Raw genomic sequence first — 14,644 nt, forward strand, 5'->3', positions numbered from 1 at the left:
AACGTCCCGAAGAAGACAATTCAGCTTACGCCCATGTCATGATCGCGCCATCACCGTGTGCCGGTACGCGGCACGGGCCCCGCCCCCCATCGCGTCGCTCTGACGATTACACTGGCCCCCGTGCCTCAGTCGAACTTCTGGTCCATCTATCAGCACGGCTTCGCCCGCATCGCCGCGTGCACGGGCCACACCGTCATCGCGGACCCGCGGGCCAACGCCGAAGCGGTCCTGCGCCAGGCGCGCGAGTGCGCTCAGGACGGGGTCGCGGTCGCCGTCTTCCCCGAGCTGGGCCTGTGCGGCTACTCGATCGAGGACCTGCTGCTTCAGGACGCGCTGCTGGACGAGGTCGAGCAGGCGGTCCGGACCGTGGTCGAAGGGTCGGCGGACCTGCTGCCGGTCCTGGTCGTCGGCGCCCCGCTGCGTCACCGCAACCGGGTCTACAACTGCGCGGTGCTCGTGCACCGAGGCCGGGTCCTCGGCGTCGTGCCCAAGTCGTACCCCCCGAACTACCGGGAGTTCTACGAGCGCCGGCAGATCGCCGCGGGCGACGACGAGCGGGGCGGGACGATCCGGGTCGGCGGTGAGACCGTGCCGTTCGGCGTGGACCTGCTCTTCGAGGCGGCGGACGTCCCCGGCCTGGTGCTGCACGCGGAGGTCTGCGAGGACATGTGGATCCCGGTGCCGCCGAGCGCCGAGGCCGCCCTGGCCGGCGCGACCGTCCTCGTCAACCTCTCCGGCAGCCCGATCACGGTCGGCCGGGCCGAGGACCGCAAGCTGCTGTGCCGCTCGGCGTCCTCCCGCTGCCTCGCCGCGTACGTCTACTCGGCGGCCGGCCTCGGCGAGTCGACCACCGACCTGTCCTGGGACGGGCAGACCCTGATCTACGAGAACGGGGCCCTGCTGGCGGAGTCCGACCGCTTCCCGATGGGCGACCAGTACGCGGTGGCCGACGTGGACCTCGACCTGCTGCGGCAGGAGCGGACGCGGATGGGCACGTTCGACGACAACCGCCGCACGCACGCCGCACGGACCGGGGACTTCCGGACCGTGTCCTTCGAACTCGACCCGCCGGCCTCCGACCTGGGGCTGCGCCGCCGCCTCGAACGGTTCCCGTTCGTGCCCGCCGACCCCGACCGGCTCGCCCTGGACTGTTACGAGGCGTACAACATCCAGGTCGCCGGACTGCAGCAGCGGCTCGCCGCGATCGGCGGCCCGAAGGTGGTCATCGGGGTGTCCGGCGGCCTGGACTCCACGCACGCGTTGATCGTCGCCGCCCAGGCGATGGACCGCGCCGGCCGTCCGCGCACCGACATCCTGGCCTTCACCCTGCCTGGCTTCGCCACCAGCGACCACACCAAGGACAACGCCCACAAGCTGATGCGTTCCCTCGGCGTCACCGCGGCCGAGCTGGACATCACGCCGACCGCACGGCTGATGCTGAAGGAGATGGACCACCCGTTCGCCTCCGGCGAGCCGGTGTACGACGTCACCTTCGAGAACGTGCAGGCCGGACTGCGCACCGACTACCTGTTCCGGCTCGCCAACCAGCGCGGCGGCATCGTGCTCGGGACCGGTGACCTGTCGGAGCTGGCGCTCGGCTGGTCCACGTACGGCGTGGGCGACCAGATGAGCCACTACAACGTCAACTCGGGCGTGCCGAAGACCCTGATGCAGCACCTGATCCGCTGGGTCATCGGCAGCGGCCAGTTCGACGAGGAGACCGGGAAGACGCTCGCCGCGATCCTCGACACCGAGATCAGCCCGGAACTCGTACCGGGCGAGGAGATGCAGTCCACCGAGTCCAAGATCGGCCCGTACGCGCTGCACGACTTCACCCTCTTCCACGTGCTGCGCTACGGCTTCAGGCCGTCGAAGATCGCCTTCCTGGCCTGGCACGCCTGGCACGACACGGAGGCCGGCGCCTGGCCGCCGAACTTCCCGGAGGCCAAGCGGGTGGCGTACGACCTGCCTCAGATCCGGCACTGGCTGGACGTGTTCTGCCGTCGCTTCTTCGCGTTCGCGCAGTTCAAGCGGTCCGCCATGCCGAACGGGCCGAAGGTCTCGGCCGGCGGTTCGCTCTCCCCGCGCGGAGACTGGCGCGCACCGTCCGACAGCACGGCCCGCGCCTGGCTGCGCGACCTGGCCCGCTTCGACCTGCCGGAGACGGAGGGCTGACGGCTCAGCGGGCGCCGCGGGGGCCTGCCAGGCCGACGGCGGGGCGCTGATCAACCGCGCGACGCCGCAGGCGTTCGCCTGACCGCAGGGGGCGCGGTCCTCGCGCCCCCTGGTCCGGCTAGCGGTCCGCCAGATCGGCCAGCACCTTGTGCAGCGGGTCGGTCGCGCGGTGCCGGTACTCCTGGATCGACCAGCCGTTGCCGTCCGGGTCCTGGAAGTACATGAACGTCGCACCGTCGTCGGGCGAGTACCGCACCGGCTCGGAGACCTCCAGGCCGCGCTCGACCAGTTCGGCACGGGCGGCCTTGATGTCGGCCACGCACAGCTGGAGGCCCTGGTAGGAGCCGGGCGCCGGTTTCGGGCCCTTCGCCAGTTCCCAGACGGTGTCACCGAGGGCGATCGAACAGCCGGAGCCCGGAGGCGTCAGCTGGACGATCCGCATGCCCGGCATGACCTCCTGGTCGACGTCCACGTGGAAGCCGACCCGGTCCCGGTAGAAGTCCCGGGCTCGGTCGATGTCGGTCACGGGCAGCGGGATCACTTCGAGCGTGAACTCCATCGCGGGTCCTCCAGGCAGCCGTACACGGAAGGGGTGATCGATGCGTCAGGTGAACCGCCACCGCGTCTGGCTGAACGGCTCCCCCTTACCGAAGCCGAAAACCGTGTGGGGCGCCACCGCATAGACGACGGCGTGTCCGGGACCGTGGTGGAAATATCCCTCTCGTACCTCGAAGTGCCAGAAGTCGCCGTACTTGGTCCGCCACGCGGCGGCCAGCTCCCGCAGCCGGCCGTCGTCCGACACCCGCACCGCCTCGCCCTCCACCACCAGGTCGTAGCCCTTGTCCCAGATGCTCGTGCCGGTCGTCAGCACGACGTTCGGGTTGTGTGCGAGGTTTTTCGCCTTGCGTTCGTCCGGCCCGGTGCAGAAGTGCAGCGCGCCGTGCGCCCAGACCGCGGGCAGCGGTGTCACATGCGGTCGCCCGTCCGGCCGTACCGTCGAGATCCAGAACAGCTCGGCCGAGGCCAGCAACGCCTCGGCGTCCGGCCAGGGGATCGCGACGGCCGTCTCGTCGCTGTAGCGCGGATCGAGCCGGGACACGGGGGTCCGCCCGGCGTCCGTACCCGTACCCGCACCCGGACCCACACCCACACCCGTCTCCTCACTGGCACCGGCACCGGCGCCCGTCCCCGTGTCCTTGTCCGTCATCAGTCGGCCCTCCAGACATCTCTCACCCCAGGCATTCCCCGACCACCCCGGTACAGACCCGCCGAGCTGTCACAACCCATCCGGGGACACCCCGGCGCTTGTCGCCACCTCTCCGGTTAGGCTCGGGCGGGTAGGACCTTGATCGGACAGGAGGCCGGGATGGCGGCGCCGGGGCGCAGGAGCAGTACCTTCACGCGGCTGCTGCGGCACGGTTTCACCGATCCCTCCGCCGCCGAACGCTTGCTCGACAGCGTCGAGCTCGCACCCATCAGTCGCGATCCGGTCCTGCTGGAGGCGCTGGGCGCGACCGCCGACCCCGATCTCGCGCTGCACGGCCTCGTACGACTGCTGGAGGCGCAGCCCGACCCCACCGCCCGGCGTGAACTGCTCGACACGGTGATAGCGGCCAAGCCGCTGCGCGACCGGCTGCTCGGTGTGCTCGGCTCGTCCGCCGCGCTCGCCGACCACCTGGCCCGGCACCCGCACGACTGGCACACCCTCTTCATGTACGAGCCGCACGACCTGCACCCCGGGGTGGAGGAGTTCGAACGCGACCTCGCGGAGGCCACCGACCCGGTCGCCCTGCGCGTCGCCTACCGGCGCTGCCTGCTGTCGATCGCCGCCCGGGACGTCTGCGGCACCATCGATCTCTCCCAGACCGCGGCCGAGCTCGCCGACCTGGCCACCGCGACCCTGCGCGCCGCCCTGGCCCTGGCCCGCGCCGCCGCGCCGGAGGACGCCGCGCGGTGCCGGCTCGCGGTGATCGCGATGGGCAAGTGCGGCGGCCATGAACTGAACTACGTCTCCGACGTCGACGTCATCTTCGTCGGCGAGGCGGTCGAGGGCGCCGACGAGGGCAAGGCCGTCAGGTCCGCCACCAAGCTCGCCTCGCACATGATGCGGATCTGCTCCGAGACCACCGTCGAGGGATCCATCTGGCCGGTCGACGCGAACCTCCGCCCCGAGGGCAGGAACGGCCCGCTGGTGCGCACGCTCTCCAGCCACCTCGCCTACTACCAGCGCTGGGCCAAGACCTGGGAGTTCCAGGCCCTGCTCAAGGCCCGCCCGGTGGCCGGCGACATCGAACTCGGCGAGGCGTACGTCGCCGCCGTCGAACCCCTCGTCTGGAAGGCGGCCGAGCGGGAGAACTTCGTCCCCGACGTGCAGAAGATGCGCCGCCGGGTGGTCGAGAACATCCCCGTCGCCGAGATCGAACGCGAGCTGAAGCTCGGCCCGGGGGGTCTCAGGGACGTCGAGTTCGCCGTGCAGCTCCTCCAGTTGGTGCACGGGCGGGCCGACGCCGCCGTTCGCAGCGGCACCACCCTGAAGGCGCTCCAGGCGCTCGCGACCGGCGGGTACGTCGGCCGCTCGGACGCCCTGCAACTCGACGACGCCTACCGCTTCCTGCGGTCCATGGAGCACCGCATCCAGCTCTACCGGCTGCGGCGCACCCACCTCGTCCCCGAGGACGAGGCCGACCTGCGGCGGCTGGGCCGTTCGCTGGGTCTGCGCGCCGACCCGGTGACCGAGCTGACCCGCGAGTGGAAACGGCACGCCGGCGTCGTACGCCGACTGCACGAGAAGCTGTTCTACCGTCCGTTGCTGGACGCGGTCGCCCAACTCGCCCCCGGTGAGGCCAGGTTGAGCCCCGAGGCGGCACGGGAGCGGCTGGTCGCCCTCGGGTACGCGGACCCGGCGGCGGCACTGCGGCACCTGGAGGCGCTGGCCTCCGGCGTGACCCGCAAGGCCGCCATCCAGCGCACGCTGCTGCCGGTGCTGCTGGGGTGGTTCGCCGACTCCGCCGACCCGGACGCGGGACTGCTCAACTTCCGCAAGGTGTCGGACGCGTTGGGCAAGACACCCTGGTACCTGCGGCTGCTGCGGGACGAGGGCGCGGCGGCGGAGAACCTGGCGCGCGTGCTGTCCGCCGGCCGGCTCGCCCCGGACCTGCTGCTGCGCGCGCCCGAGGCGGTCGCCCTGCTCGGCGACGGCGACGGCGGGGGCGGCGGCCTCGAACCGCGTGGGCGGGCCCACCTGGAGCAGGAGATCCTCGCCGCGGTCGGCCGCGCGGACGGAGCCGTACAGGCGGTCACGGCCGCCCGCGGGGTCCGCCGCCGCGAACTGTTCCGTACGACCGCCACGGACATCGTCGCCACCTACGGCACCGAGGCCCAGCAGGCCGAGGCCGACCAGGGCGCCCTCGTGGACCGGGTCGGCGGTGCGGTGTCCGACCTGACCGCGGCCACCCTCGCGGGTACCCTGCGCGCGGTGGTGCGGGACAACTGGGGGGACACCCTGCCCACCCGGTTCGCGATCATCGGTGTGGGCCGCTTCGGCGGCCACGAACTGGGTTACGGCTCCGACGCCGACGTGCTGTTCGTCCACGAGCCCCGCGAGGGCGTCGAGGAACGCGAGGCCTCCCAGGCGGCCAACAAGGTCGTCTCCGAGATGCGCCGGCTGTTGCAGATCCCCAGCGCCGACCCGCCGCTGCTGATCGACGCGGACCTGCGACCGGAGGGCAAGTCCGGGCCGCTGGTCCGCACACTCAAGTCCTACGAGGCGTACTACCGGCGCTGGGCGCTGGTCTGGGAGGCGCAGTCCCTGCTGCGGGCCGAGCACGTCGCCGGGGACGAGGAGCTGGGGCGCCGTTTCATCGAGCTGATCGATCCGCTGCGGTACCCGGCGGCAGGGCCGGCCGACGACGCCGTACGCGAGATCCGGCGGCTGAAGGCACGCATGGAGTCGGAACGGGTGCCGCGGGGTGCCGACCCCAAACTGCACACCAAGCTCGGGCCCGGCGGGCTGTCCGACGTCGAGTGGACCGTGCAACTGCTGCAGATGCGGCACGCGGCACAGGTGCCCGGGCTGCGGACCACCCGCACCCGGGCCGCCCTCACCGCCGCCCGCACCGCCGACCTCCTCACGACGGAGGACGCCGCGACCCTCGACGAGGCGTGGGTGCTGGCGACCCGGGTGCGCAACGCGGTGATGCTGGTGCGGGGGCGGGCCGGCGACACCTTCCCGTCGGAGCCCCGCGAACTGGCCGCCGTGGGTCGCTACCTCGGGTACGGCCCGGGGCACGTGGGGGACATGCTGGACGACTACCGGCGGACGGCACGCCGGGCCCGGGGCGTGGTCGAGGAGCTGTTCTACGGCGGCTGAGCCGACGCCGGCCGACGCCTCCGCGCGGATGGCACCTACACCCGGTTCGCCAGCAAGGGGCGGTCCGCGCCCTCCCTTTCTCCATCCCCGGACCCCGTCCCCTGCTGCCCCGTCCCCTTCTTGCCGTTCCTGCCCTTCCGCTTCTTGCCGTTCCCGGTCTCCGGGACCCGGCGCGGCAGCGCGTACGGCAGGGCGCCGTACCAGAGCCGCGCCACCATGAAGCCGAAGGCCAGGCACAGCAGACCGCCCACCGCGTCGAGCCAGAAGTGGTTGGCGGTGGCGACGATGACCACCAGCGTGAGAGCCGGGTACAGCATGCCCAGCACCCGCACCCACGGCACCGACGCCAGCGCGAAGATCGTCAGACCGCACCACACGGACCACCCGATGTGCATCGACGGCATCGCGGCGTACTGGTTCGACATGTGCTTCAGATCACCGGAGGCCATCGACCCCCAGGTCTGGTGGACCATGACGGTGTCGATGAAGTGGGTGCCGTTCATCAGGCGCGGCGGGGCCAGCGGATACAGGTAGTAACCCACCAGGGCGACCCCGGTGGTCGAGAAGAGCACGAGACGGGCCGCGGCGTAGCGGCCGGGATGACTGCGGTACAGCCAGACCAGCACCACCAGCGTCACCACGAAGTGCAGCGTCGCGTAGTAGTAGTTCATGCTCACGATGAGCCAGGTCACCGAGTTCACCGCATGGTTGACCGACTGCTCGAAGGCGAGGCCGACGTCGTGCTCGACCCTCCAGATCCAGTCGGCGTTGCGCAACGCCCCGGCCCGCTGCTCCGGGACCGCGTTGCGGATCTGTGAGTACGTCCAGTAACTCACCGCGACCAGCAGGATCTCGAACCAGAGGCGGGGCCGACGCGGGGTGCGCGGACGACGTCGGGAGCCATGCTCCGTTTTCGCCGCGACCGGGGACGGAACGGACGCTTCGCGGCCATCCTGTGTCGTAACAGTCGTCTCGCCCATAGGCGCAGAGTTTGCCAGAAAAGCCATGTCCCATCGATCATCCCTCGGTCGGGTCCGGGGCGCACCTCCGCGTTGCCCGGCGCGCGCGGGACCGCGACGCATCAAGACCTCGGCTTCGGACAGCAGCGGTGTGACTTCGCAGCGTGGGCCCTGCCTACGGCATCCTGCTGCTGGCGATACTGGTCGTCTTCACCGGACCTCCGCGGACCCCGCGACCACCTGATCACCCGCCGCCGTGGACACAGACCCGTCCACACACAAGACTCGATGACCGAAACCCCATCACGCACCAAGGACGTCATGAGCCAGCAGCACTCCGCCGACCACGCCCCCACCTCCTTTCGCGAAGCAGCTGTCGCCACCGTCGCTGGGCGCCGCGACTGGTGGCGGGACGCGGTGATCTACCAGGTCTATCCGCGCAGTTTCGCCGACAGCAACGGCGACGGCATGGGCGACCTGGAGGGCGTCCGCACCCGACTGCCGTATCTGCGCGACCTCGGCGTGGACGCCGTCTGGCTCAGCCCCTTCTACGCCTCCCCGCAGGCCGACGCCGGATACGACGTCGCCGACTACCGGGCCGTGGACCCCATGTTCGGCACCCTCCTGGACGCCGACGCGCTGATCCGCGACGCGCACGGGCTGGGCCTGCGGATCATCGTCGACCTGGTCCCCAACCACTCCTCCGACCAGCACGAGTGGTTCAAGCGCGCGGTCGCCGAGGGCCCCGGCTCACCCCTGCGGGAGCGCTACCACTTCCGCCCCGGCAAGGGCGCGGGCGGCGCGCTCCCGCCCAACGACTGGGAGTCGGTCTTCGGCGGCCCCGCGTGGACCCGGGTCACCGAACCGGACGGCACCGCGGGGGAGTGGTACCTGCACCTCTTCGCCCCCGAGCAGCCCGACTTCAACTGGGACCACCCGGCCGTCGGCGACGAGTTCCGCTCCATCCTGCGTTTCTGGCTCGACATGGGCGTCGACGGCTTCCGCATCGACGTGGCCCACGGCCTGGTGAAGGCGGCGGGCCTCCCCGACCTGGGAACCCGCGACCAGGTGAAACTGCTGGGCAGCGACGTCATGCCGTTCTTCGACCAGGACGGCGTGCACGAGGTCTACCGTCAGTGGCGGCTCGTGCTCGACGAGTACGCGGGCAAGGAAACAGGGCCCGAAGGGCCTTCCTCGGAAGGGCGGGGGCGGGTGACGGGCGGGCGGATCTTCGTGGCCGAGGCCTGGACCCCGACGGTCGAGCGCACCGCCCACTACGTCCGCCCCGACGAACTCCACCAGGCGTTCAACTTCCAGTACCTGACCACGGAGTGGGACGCGACCGAGCTGCGCCAGGTCGTCGACCGGACCCTGGAGGCCATGCGCCCGGTGGGCGCCCCCGCCACCTGGGTCCTGTCCAACCACGACGTCACCCGCCACGCCACCCGCTTCGCCAACCCGCCCGGCCTCGGCACCCAGATCCGTACCGCCGGCGACCGCGACCTGGGCCTGCGCCGGGCGCGCGCCGCCACCCTGCTCATGCTGGCGCTGCCCGGTTCGGCGTACGTCTACCAGGGCGAGGAACTCGGCCTCCCGGACGTCGTCGACCTGCCGGACGAGGTCCGTCAGGACCCGGCCTACTTCCGCGGCGCCGGCCAGGACGGCTTCCGGGACGGCTGCCGGGTGCCGATCCCGTGGACCCGCACGGGATCGTCGTACGGCTTCGGCGACGGAGGCAGCTGGCTGCCGCAGCCGTCCGGCTGGGGCGAACTCAGCGTCGACGCGCAGACCGGTGTCGCCGGCTCCACCCTGGAGCTGTACCGGGCCGCCCTCGCCGCCCGCCACGCGCACCCCGACCTCGGCGCGGGCGACCGCGTGGAGTGGCTCAAGTCCCCCGAGGGCACGCTGGCCTTCCGCCGCGGCGACTTCGTCTGCGTCACCCACACCGGCGGCGAGTCGGTGACCATCCCGGCCTACGGTCGTCTGCTCCTCGCCAGCGGCGAAGTGGCCGAGACGGACGGCGAGGCGAAGCTGCCGGCCGACACGACGGTGTGGTGGACGCGGGCCTGACGCCGCCCGTCCGAAAGTCCCCGCACCAACCGCACCAACCACGCGCTGACCCCGATCAACCCACCCGCTGACGTCATGGCGTCGGGCGAGTTCACCGTTCCGGGGCGGACCGTGGCCGTATTCTCCCCGATTTCCTGACAAGGGCATTACCGTGGTGGGGCAGGCCTTGATTCCGGTCTGCCCCACCGGTGTGTCCAAAGGCTGGCAAATGGATGTCGACGGCAAGCGGACAGGTACGACCGTCCTGGTTGTGGACGACGTGGCGGACAGCCGGTACGCCATGGCCGCCATGCTGAGCCGCGCCGGTCACCGGGTCGTCCCGGTCGCCACCGGTGGCGAGGCGCTCAGCGAACTCGACGCACGGCTGCGCAAGGGGACCCTGCCCGAGGTGGCCCTGATCGACGTGAACCTGCCCGACATGAGCGGCTTCGAACTGTGCCGCCTGCTCAAGGAACGCCCCCACACGGCCCGGCTGCCGGTCGTGCACTTCTCCGCCCTCGCGGTCACTCCGGGCCATCGCTGCCAGGGGCTGGACGAGGGCACCGAGGCGTATCTGACGGTGCCCGCCGAGCCCGAGGAGATCGAGGCGGCGGTCCGGGGAGCGGCGCGCGGCGCGCGACTGCGGGCCGACGACCTGGCGCTGGTACGGCGGCTGACGTTGCTCGCGGAGACGATCGTCACCATCCAGGCCGCGCGTTCCCCGCAGGAACTCGCCGACGCCGCCGCCGAGGGCACCGCGCGCCTCATCGGCGCTCCCGCCGCCGTCTTCGTCCTCGACCAGGACGACGAGCTGCACTGGGGCCACTCCCGGGACCGCACCTCGGTCGCGCTGCCGGACGAGAGCGCCCACTTGACCGTGTCCGGTCTGCTGCGGCGGCTGGCCCGGGGCCAGGCCGGGGTGCAGATCACCACGGTGCCCGCACCGCTGTGGCCCGCCGGGTTCTTCCGGCCCGGCGTGCAGCACGACGCCCGGCTGGCGCTGGTCCTCACCCAGGACGGAAAGTCCCCGGTGTGCCTGGCCGTGCCGACCCGCGGACTGCGCCGGGCGGGACCCGAGGCCGAGGCCCTGCTGGCGCGGCTCGCCCAGGCCACCGCGCTCGCCGCCGAACCGCTGCTGATGTACCAGGTCGAGCGGCACGTCGCCCTCACCCTCCAGCACAGCTTCCTGCCCCAGCCGCACCGGCTGCCCGAGCTGCCCGGCGTCGACGTCGTGGTCCGCTATGTGCCCGCGTCCCGGGACACCGAGATCGGCGGCGACTTCTACGCCGCGCTGCGTACCCCCGAGGGTGTGCTCGCAGCGGTCGGCGACGTCGTCGGGCACTCCCTGGAGGCGGCCACCGTCATGGTCGAGATCCGGCACGCGCTGCGCGCCTACTGCGTCGACGAGAGCGACCCCGCGGTCCTCGCCGAGCGCCTCGACCGGATGCTCCAGCACTACCACGCCGACGTCACGGCCACCGTCTGCCTGGCCCTGATCGACCCCGGCACCGGACGCACCCGTATCGCCAACGCGGGCCACATCCCACCGCTGATCATCGGGGACACCGGCAGCGCCGACTACGTCAAGGCCTCGGGTCCGCTGCTCGGCCTGGGCCTGCCCCACCCGCCGCCCACCGAGCTGTTCCTCGAGTCCACCGACCGGCTCCTCATGGTCACCGACGGTCTGATCGAGACCCGGGGCATCGACCTGGAGGTCTCGATGGAACACCTCCGCTCGGCCGCCTGCGGCGCCCTGCCAGGCCCGGCCGCCCTGTGCGACACCCTGCTGGCCTGCTTCGGTCACGACCGCGATGACGACATCGCCATGCTGGCGCTGCAACTGAGGGATCAGGGCCACAGCACTAGGCTGGGCGGGTCGCCGCCGTAGAACAGGAGTGCCTGCCCATGCCGCAGATCATCGTAGAAGTCTCCTCGGGGCTCGACCACGTCGACTGGCGCGGATTCGCCCAGGACCTGCACCCCGTGGTCGTCGAGGTGGCCGCCGCGCGCCTGGAGGCGTGCAAGACGCGGATCGTGCGGACCGAGGACGACGTGGTGGGAGCTCAGACGCAGGGGCACGCCATCGTCAACGTCTCGATAGCTCTGCTGGCCGGCCGGTCCGACGAGACCAAGGCGCGGCTCACCGAGTCCGTGCTGGAGCTGCTGGGCAAGTACGTCGAGCCCACCGACGGCCTGACGGTGCACGCCTCCGCCGAGATCCGCGACCTCGACCCGTCCTACCGGAAGTTCGAACGCTAGGCCGCAGGCCCTAGGTGGCGAGGGAGATGAGCCGGGTCGCGAGGTCGCCGAACGGGCCGTCGCCCGGCTCGTCCTTGAGCATGTGGCGCAGCAGCCCGCTCATCTCCTCGTCGTGCGCCGTGCTCACGGCCGCGAGCGCGGCGAAGTCGTGCACGAGTTGCACCTCCAGGTCGGCGCGCGGGATGCGTCGACCGTCCAGCCAGATCAGCGCCGTCGACTCGGCGAGCGAGATCCATGAGCGGACGACCAGTTCCAGTCGCGCGGGCGGATCCGGCACGCCGAGGTGCGTCAGGATCTGCTCGTACGCGGCCTGTCGTACGGAGTCGATGAGCGCGTTCGTCGCCGAGGTACCCACCGCCGGACCGCCGCGCAGCAACGCCGAGAAGCCGGGGCCGTGCTCGTCGACGAAGTCGAAGAACCGGCGCATCACCCGCAGCATCCGCGACCCCAGCGGCCCCTCGTGCGGCTCCACGAACCGGCTCGCCAGATCATCGGCGGCACGCTTCAACGCGGCCTCGTACAGGCTGACTTTGCCGGGGAAGTAGTGGTACACCAGCGGGCGTGAGATGCCCGCGGCCGCGGCTACCTCGTCGATGGAGACCTCGTCCGGCGACCGGCGGCTGAACAGGTCGAGCGCGACGCCGATCAACTGCTGCCGCCGCTCCTCGACACCCATTCTGCGGCGTACCACGGTAGTCATACGAACACCTTACCGATCGGATCCGGGCCCGAACGGACCGGACCGAACAGCGGTGTTCACGTGTCCGGCGCGAGACGCGCACCGCGCGTCCGAGCAACCGCGTCCAACGTAATCTTCAACGCCCGCTCACAGTAAGGGAGTTCCGCCACCGAGGCGTGCCCTGACCTACCCCAGGCCGTTGATCGACCGCCCGTCCCGCAGGGTTCCCTTCAGCTCGGCGTGAGCGCCCTGCCTGGTCTTCACGGCCAGCAGACTGCCCTGTGCGGACCCGCCGGCCGTGCCCGTCGCCGTGATCGACGTGGTGCCCCGGCTGCCGGCCGCCAGCACGTACCAGGAACCCGCCTGCGACTTCCACAGCACGCCGGCCAGCACATGCGGGTCGCGCGGGCCGCAGGCCGGCACGTTCTCGGCCTTCGTCGCGACCGACCCGTACGTCCCGCCCGGAGTCTGGAACTGCGCCAGGACCCGGGCGCCGTCGCCCCGCCAGGTCTCGGCCCGGGTGCACACCCAGGCGGCCAGCCCGCTCGCGTCGGGCAGCGGCTGCGTGGCGTACTCCCAGGTGTTCACGGTGCGTACGCCCGCGCCGCGCACGGCGGACAGGGAGCAGGCGAACGGGGCCCAGGCACGCAGCCCACGGGCACCGGACGCCTCGTGGGTCGAGCCGGGCCGGCCGGCGGTGAGGTGGGCCGGGACCAGCTCGCTGAGGTCCGTCAGCAGCCGGGTGCCAAAGGAGTCCGTCAGCTGGAGCACGTTCCACGAGGTGCAGGTGCCGCTCTGGACGGCCGGCGTGGCCAGCGGTGCGGTGACGCCGTCGGTCAGGGCGAGGTCCATCGCACCGGAACCCGGCTTGAGCAGGTCCCGTTCGGCTGCCTTCCGCACCCAGGGCGCCGTCAGATAGCGGACGTTGCCGTCGGTCCGGCTGAGCACCACCGCGTTCGCCTCGGGCCCGGTCGCGCCGTCGACCCGCGCGAAGTCGAGGGCGGCCCTCGTCGTGCTGTCCTTCGGTTCCGCGTACCGGGCGATGCGCAGACCGTCGTACAGGATCACCACGCGAACGTCGTCCACGGTCCCCGCGTACAGCAGCTGGGGTGGTCCGGCCGGGCCGCCCGACGGGGTGCCGGTGGTCGCGGTGACCCGGACGTTCTCGCCGGGGCGGGCCCAGACGGCGAGGGCGCGGCGGAGGAGTTCCCGGTCACCGGTGAGACCGCCGCGGGCCGGCCACACGGAGAAGTCGGTGCGCGCGGAGGTCTCCCACGCGGTGGGGGCGACCCTGGTCACCCTGGCCGGGTCCAGGGCGGCCTCGGCGGCGGGGTTGCGCGCGTACGCGGGCGCGGCGGCGCCGTCCGGCCCCCAGCCGCCGCCGGGCAGACCGAGCAGCGCCCCGCACACGGCGACGGCGGCCACTGCGGCGAGCGCCGCCTTGGTGTGCTGCCTGCGCCGCATCAGGTCGGTGGGCCGCGCCTGCAGCGAACAGGGGTCGAACTCGGGGGATTCCAGCAGCGCGGACCGCGCGGCGACACCACCCGCCTCGCTCAGCGCGGCGTCCACGTCGTCGACGCCCGCGGCCGTCAGCACCTTGCGTACGTCGGTGTCCGGGAGTTTCTCCAGGCCGCGCAGGACATACGCGGCCCGAGCCGGGCCGGACAGGGCCGACAGCCGCTGGTCCAGGGCGAGTTCCTCGGCACCTCCCGAGCGCGGGAACAGCTTGAGGCCCCAGACCTGGGGGAGGAACGGCGGCAGCTGGGAGCGCTTGGGCCACGCCATGCGCTTCAGCGGCAGGCCGGCCTCCAGCGCCGTACGCAGCACCTGAAGGCGGACGAGGGCGTATCCGGGATCGCTGTCGGGGCCGGTGGACTGGGCCGGGATCACGGGCACGGGTGTGCGGCCGCGGGGCAGGGCGCGCTGGGTCAGGGCGTGCGCGGTCAGGACGCGCCTGCCCCGGCCGAGATCCGGCGGGAGCACCAGATAGGCGAGCCGCGCCAGCCGCGGGTAGTGCTCGACGAGTGCGGCCTCGGCCTGCTCGACGTCGACGAGCAGCCCCGACGACGAGGCTGCCGAGGCTGGCGAGGCTGACGAGCCTGCTGAGGAGGAGGGGCGGCCGGGGCTCGGGACGACATCCTGTGACTGCACGTT

Annotated in this window: 10 protein-coding genes; 5 read left to right on the forward strand and 5 right to left on the reverse strand. The window is 72.0% G+C overall.

Going from position 1 to position 14,644, the window contains the following annotated elements:
• The first annotated feature begins 120 nt into the window (after positions 1 to 120).
• Complete coding sequence (locus ACFYRY_RS11900) at positions 121 to 2,175, forward strand: NAD(+) synthase (RefSeq protein ID WP_389142832.1); 2,055 nt, start codon at positions 121 to 123, stop codon at positions 2,173 to 2,175.
• Between the two features lie 118 nt (positions 2,176 to 2,293).
• On the opposite strand, the gene ACFYRY_RS11905 is transcribed toward ACFYRY_RS11900, so the two are convergent.
• Together ACFYRY_RS11905 and ACFYRY_RS11910 are read right to left on the reverse strand one after the other, a co-directional pair.
• The gene (locus tag ACFYRY_RS11905; RefSeq protein WP_389142835.1) at positions 2,294 to 2,734 is read right to left on the reverse strand and encodes a VOC family protein; all 441 of its coding nucleotides are present in this window, start codon (positions 2,732 to 2,734) and stop codon (positions 2,294 to 2,296) included.
• A gap of 45 nt (positions 2,735 to 2,779) precedes the next feature.
• The gene (locus ACFYRY_RS11910; protein ID WP_389142838.1) at positions 2,780 to 3,382 is read right to left on the reverse strand and encodes a pyridoxamine 5'-phosphate oxidase family protein; all 603 of its coding nucleotides are present in this window, start codon (positions 3,380 to 3,382) and stop codon (positions 2,780 to 2,782) included.
• A gap of 159 nt (positions 3,383 to 3,541) precedes the next feature.
• On the opposite strand from ACFYRY_RS11910, the gene ACFYRY_RS11915 reads away from it, so the two are divergent.
• Positions 3,542 to 6,544 (forward strand): bifunctional [glutamine synthetase] adenylyltransferase/[glutamine synthetase]-adenylyl-L-tyrosine phosphorylase, encoded by a 3,003-nt coding sequence (locus ACFYRY_RS11915; RefSeq protein ID WP_389142841.1) that lies wholly within the window; start codon positions 3,542 to 3,544, stop codon positions 6,542 to 6,544.
• 35 nt (positions 6,545 to 6,579) lie between these two features.
• Here ACFYRY_RS11915 and ACFYRY_RS11920 read toward each other — a convergent pair whose 3' ends face one another.
• A complete protein-coding gene (locus ACFYRY_RS11920; RefSeq protein WP_389142844.1) occupies positions 6,580 to 7,524 on the reverse strand; it encodes a phosphatase PAP2 family protein in 945 nt (314 codons plus the stop codon).
• Positions 7,525 to 7,824: 300 nt separating this feature from the next.
• On the opposite strand from ACFYRY_RS11920, the gene ACFYRY_RS11925 reads away from it, so the two are divergent.
• The 3 genes from ACFYRY_RS11925 (at position 7,825) to ACFYRY_RS11935 (ending at position 11,811) form a co-directional block, all read left to right on the forward strand.
• On the forward strand, positions 7,825 to 9,573 hold the full coding sequence (locus ACFYRY_RS11925) for a glycoside hydrolase family 13 protein (RefSeq protein ID WP_389143736.1): 1,749 nt from the start codon (positions 7,825 to 7,827) through the stop codon (positions 9,571 to 9,573).
• A gap of 208 nt (positions 9,574 to 9,781) precedes the next feature.
• The gene (locus tag ACFYRY_RS11930) at positions 9,782 to 11,440 is read left to right on the forward strand and encodes a SpoIIE family protein phosphatase (protein WP_389142846.1); all 1,659 of its coding nucleotides are present in this window, start codon (positions 9,782 to 9,784) and stop codon (positions 11,438 to 11,440) included.
• 17 nt (positions 11,441 to 11,457) lie between these two features.
• Complete coding sequence (locus ACFYRY_RS11935; protein ID WP_389142849.1) at positions 11,458 to 11,811, forward strand: 5-carboxymethyl-2-hydroxymuconate Delta-isomerase; 354 nt, start codon at positions 11,458 to 11,460, stop codon at positions 11,809 to 11,811.
• A 10-nt stretch (positions 11,812 to 11,821) separates the two neighbouring features.
• On the opposite strand, the gene ACFYRY_RS11940 is transcribed toward ACFYRY_RS11935, so the two are convergent.
• A complete protein-coding gene (locus ACFYRY_RS11940) occupies positions 11,822 to 12,511 on the reverse strand; it encodes a TetR/AcrR family transcriptional regulator (protein ID WP_389142852.1) in 690 nt (229 codons plus the stop codon).
• A 165-nt stretch (positions 12,512 to 12,676) separates the two neighbouring features.
• Positions 12,677 to 14,641: a hypothetical protein gene (locus tag ACFYRY_RS11945; protein WP_389142855.1), complete on the reverse strand. Its 1,965-nt coding sequence runs from the start codon at positions 14,639 to 14,641 to the stop codon at positions 12,677 to 12,679.
• Between the last annotated feature and the right edge of the window lie 3 nt (positions 14,642 to 14,644).

Source organism: Streptomyces sp. NPDC005263, assembly GCF_042872365.1.
Taxonomy (GTDB): Bacteria; Actinomycetota; Actinomycetes; order Streptomycetales; family Streptomycetaceae; genus Streptomyces.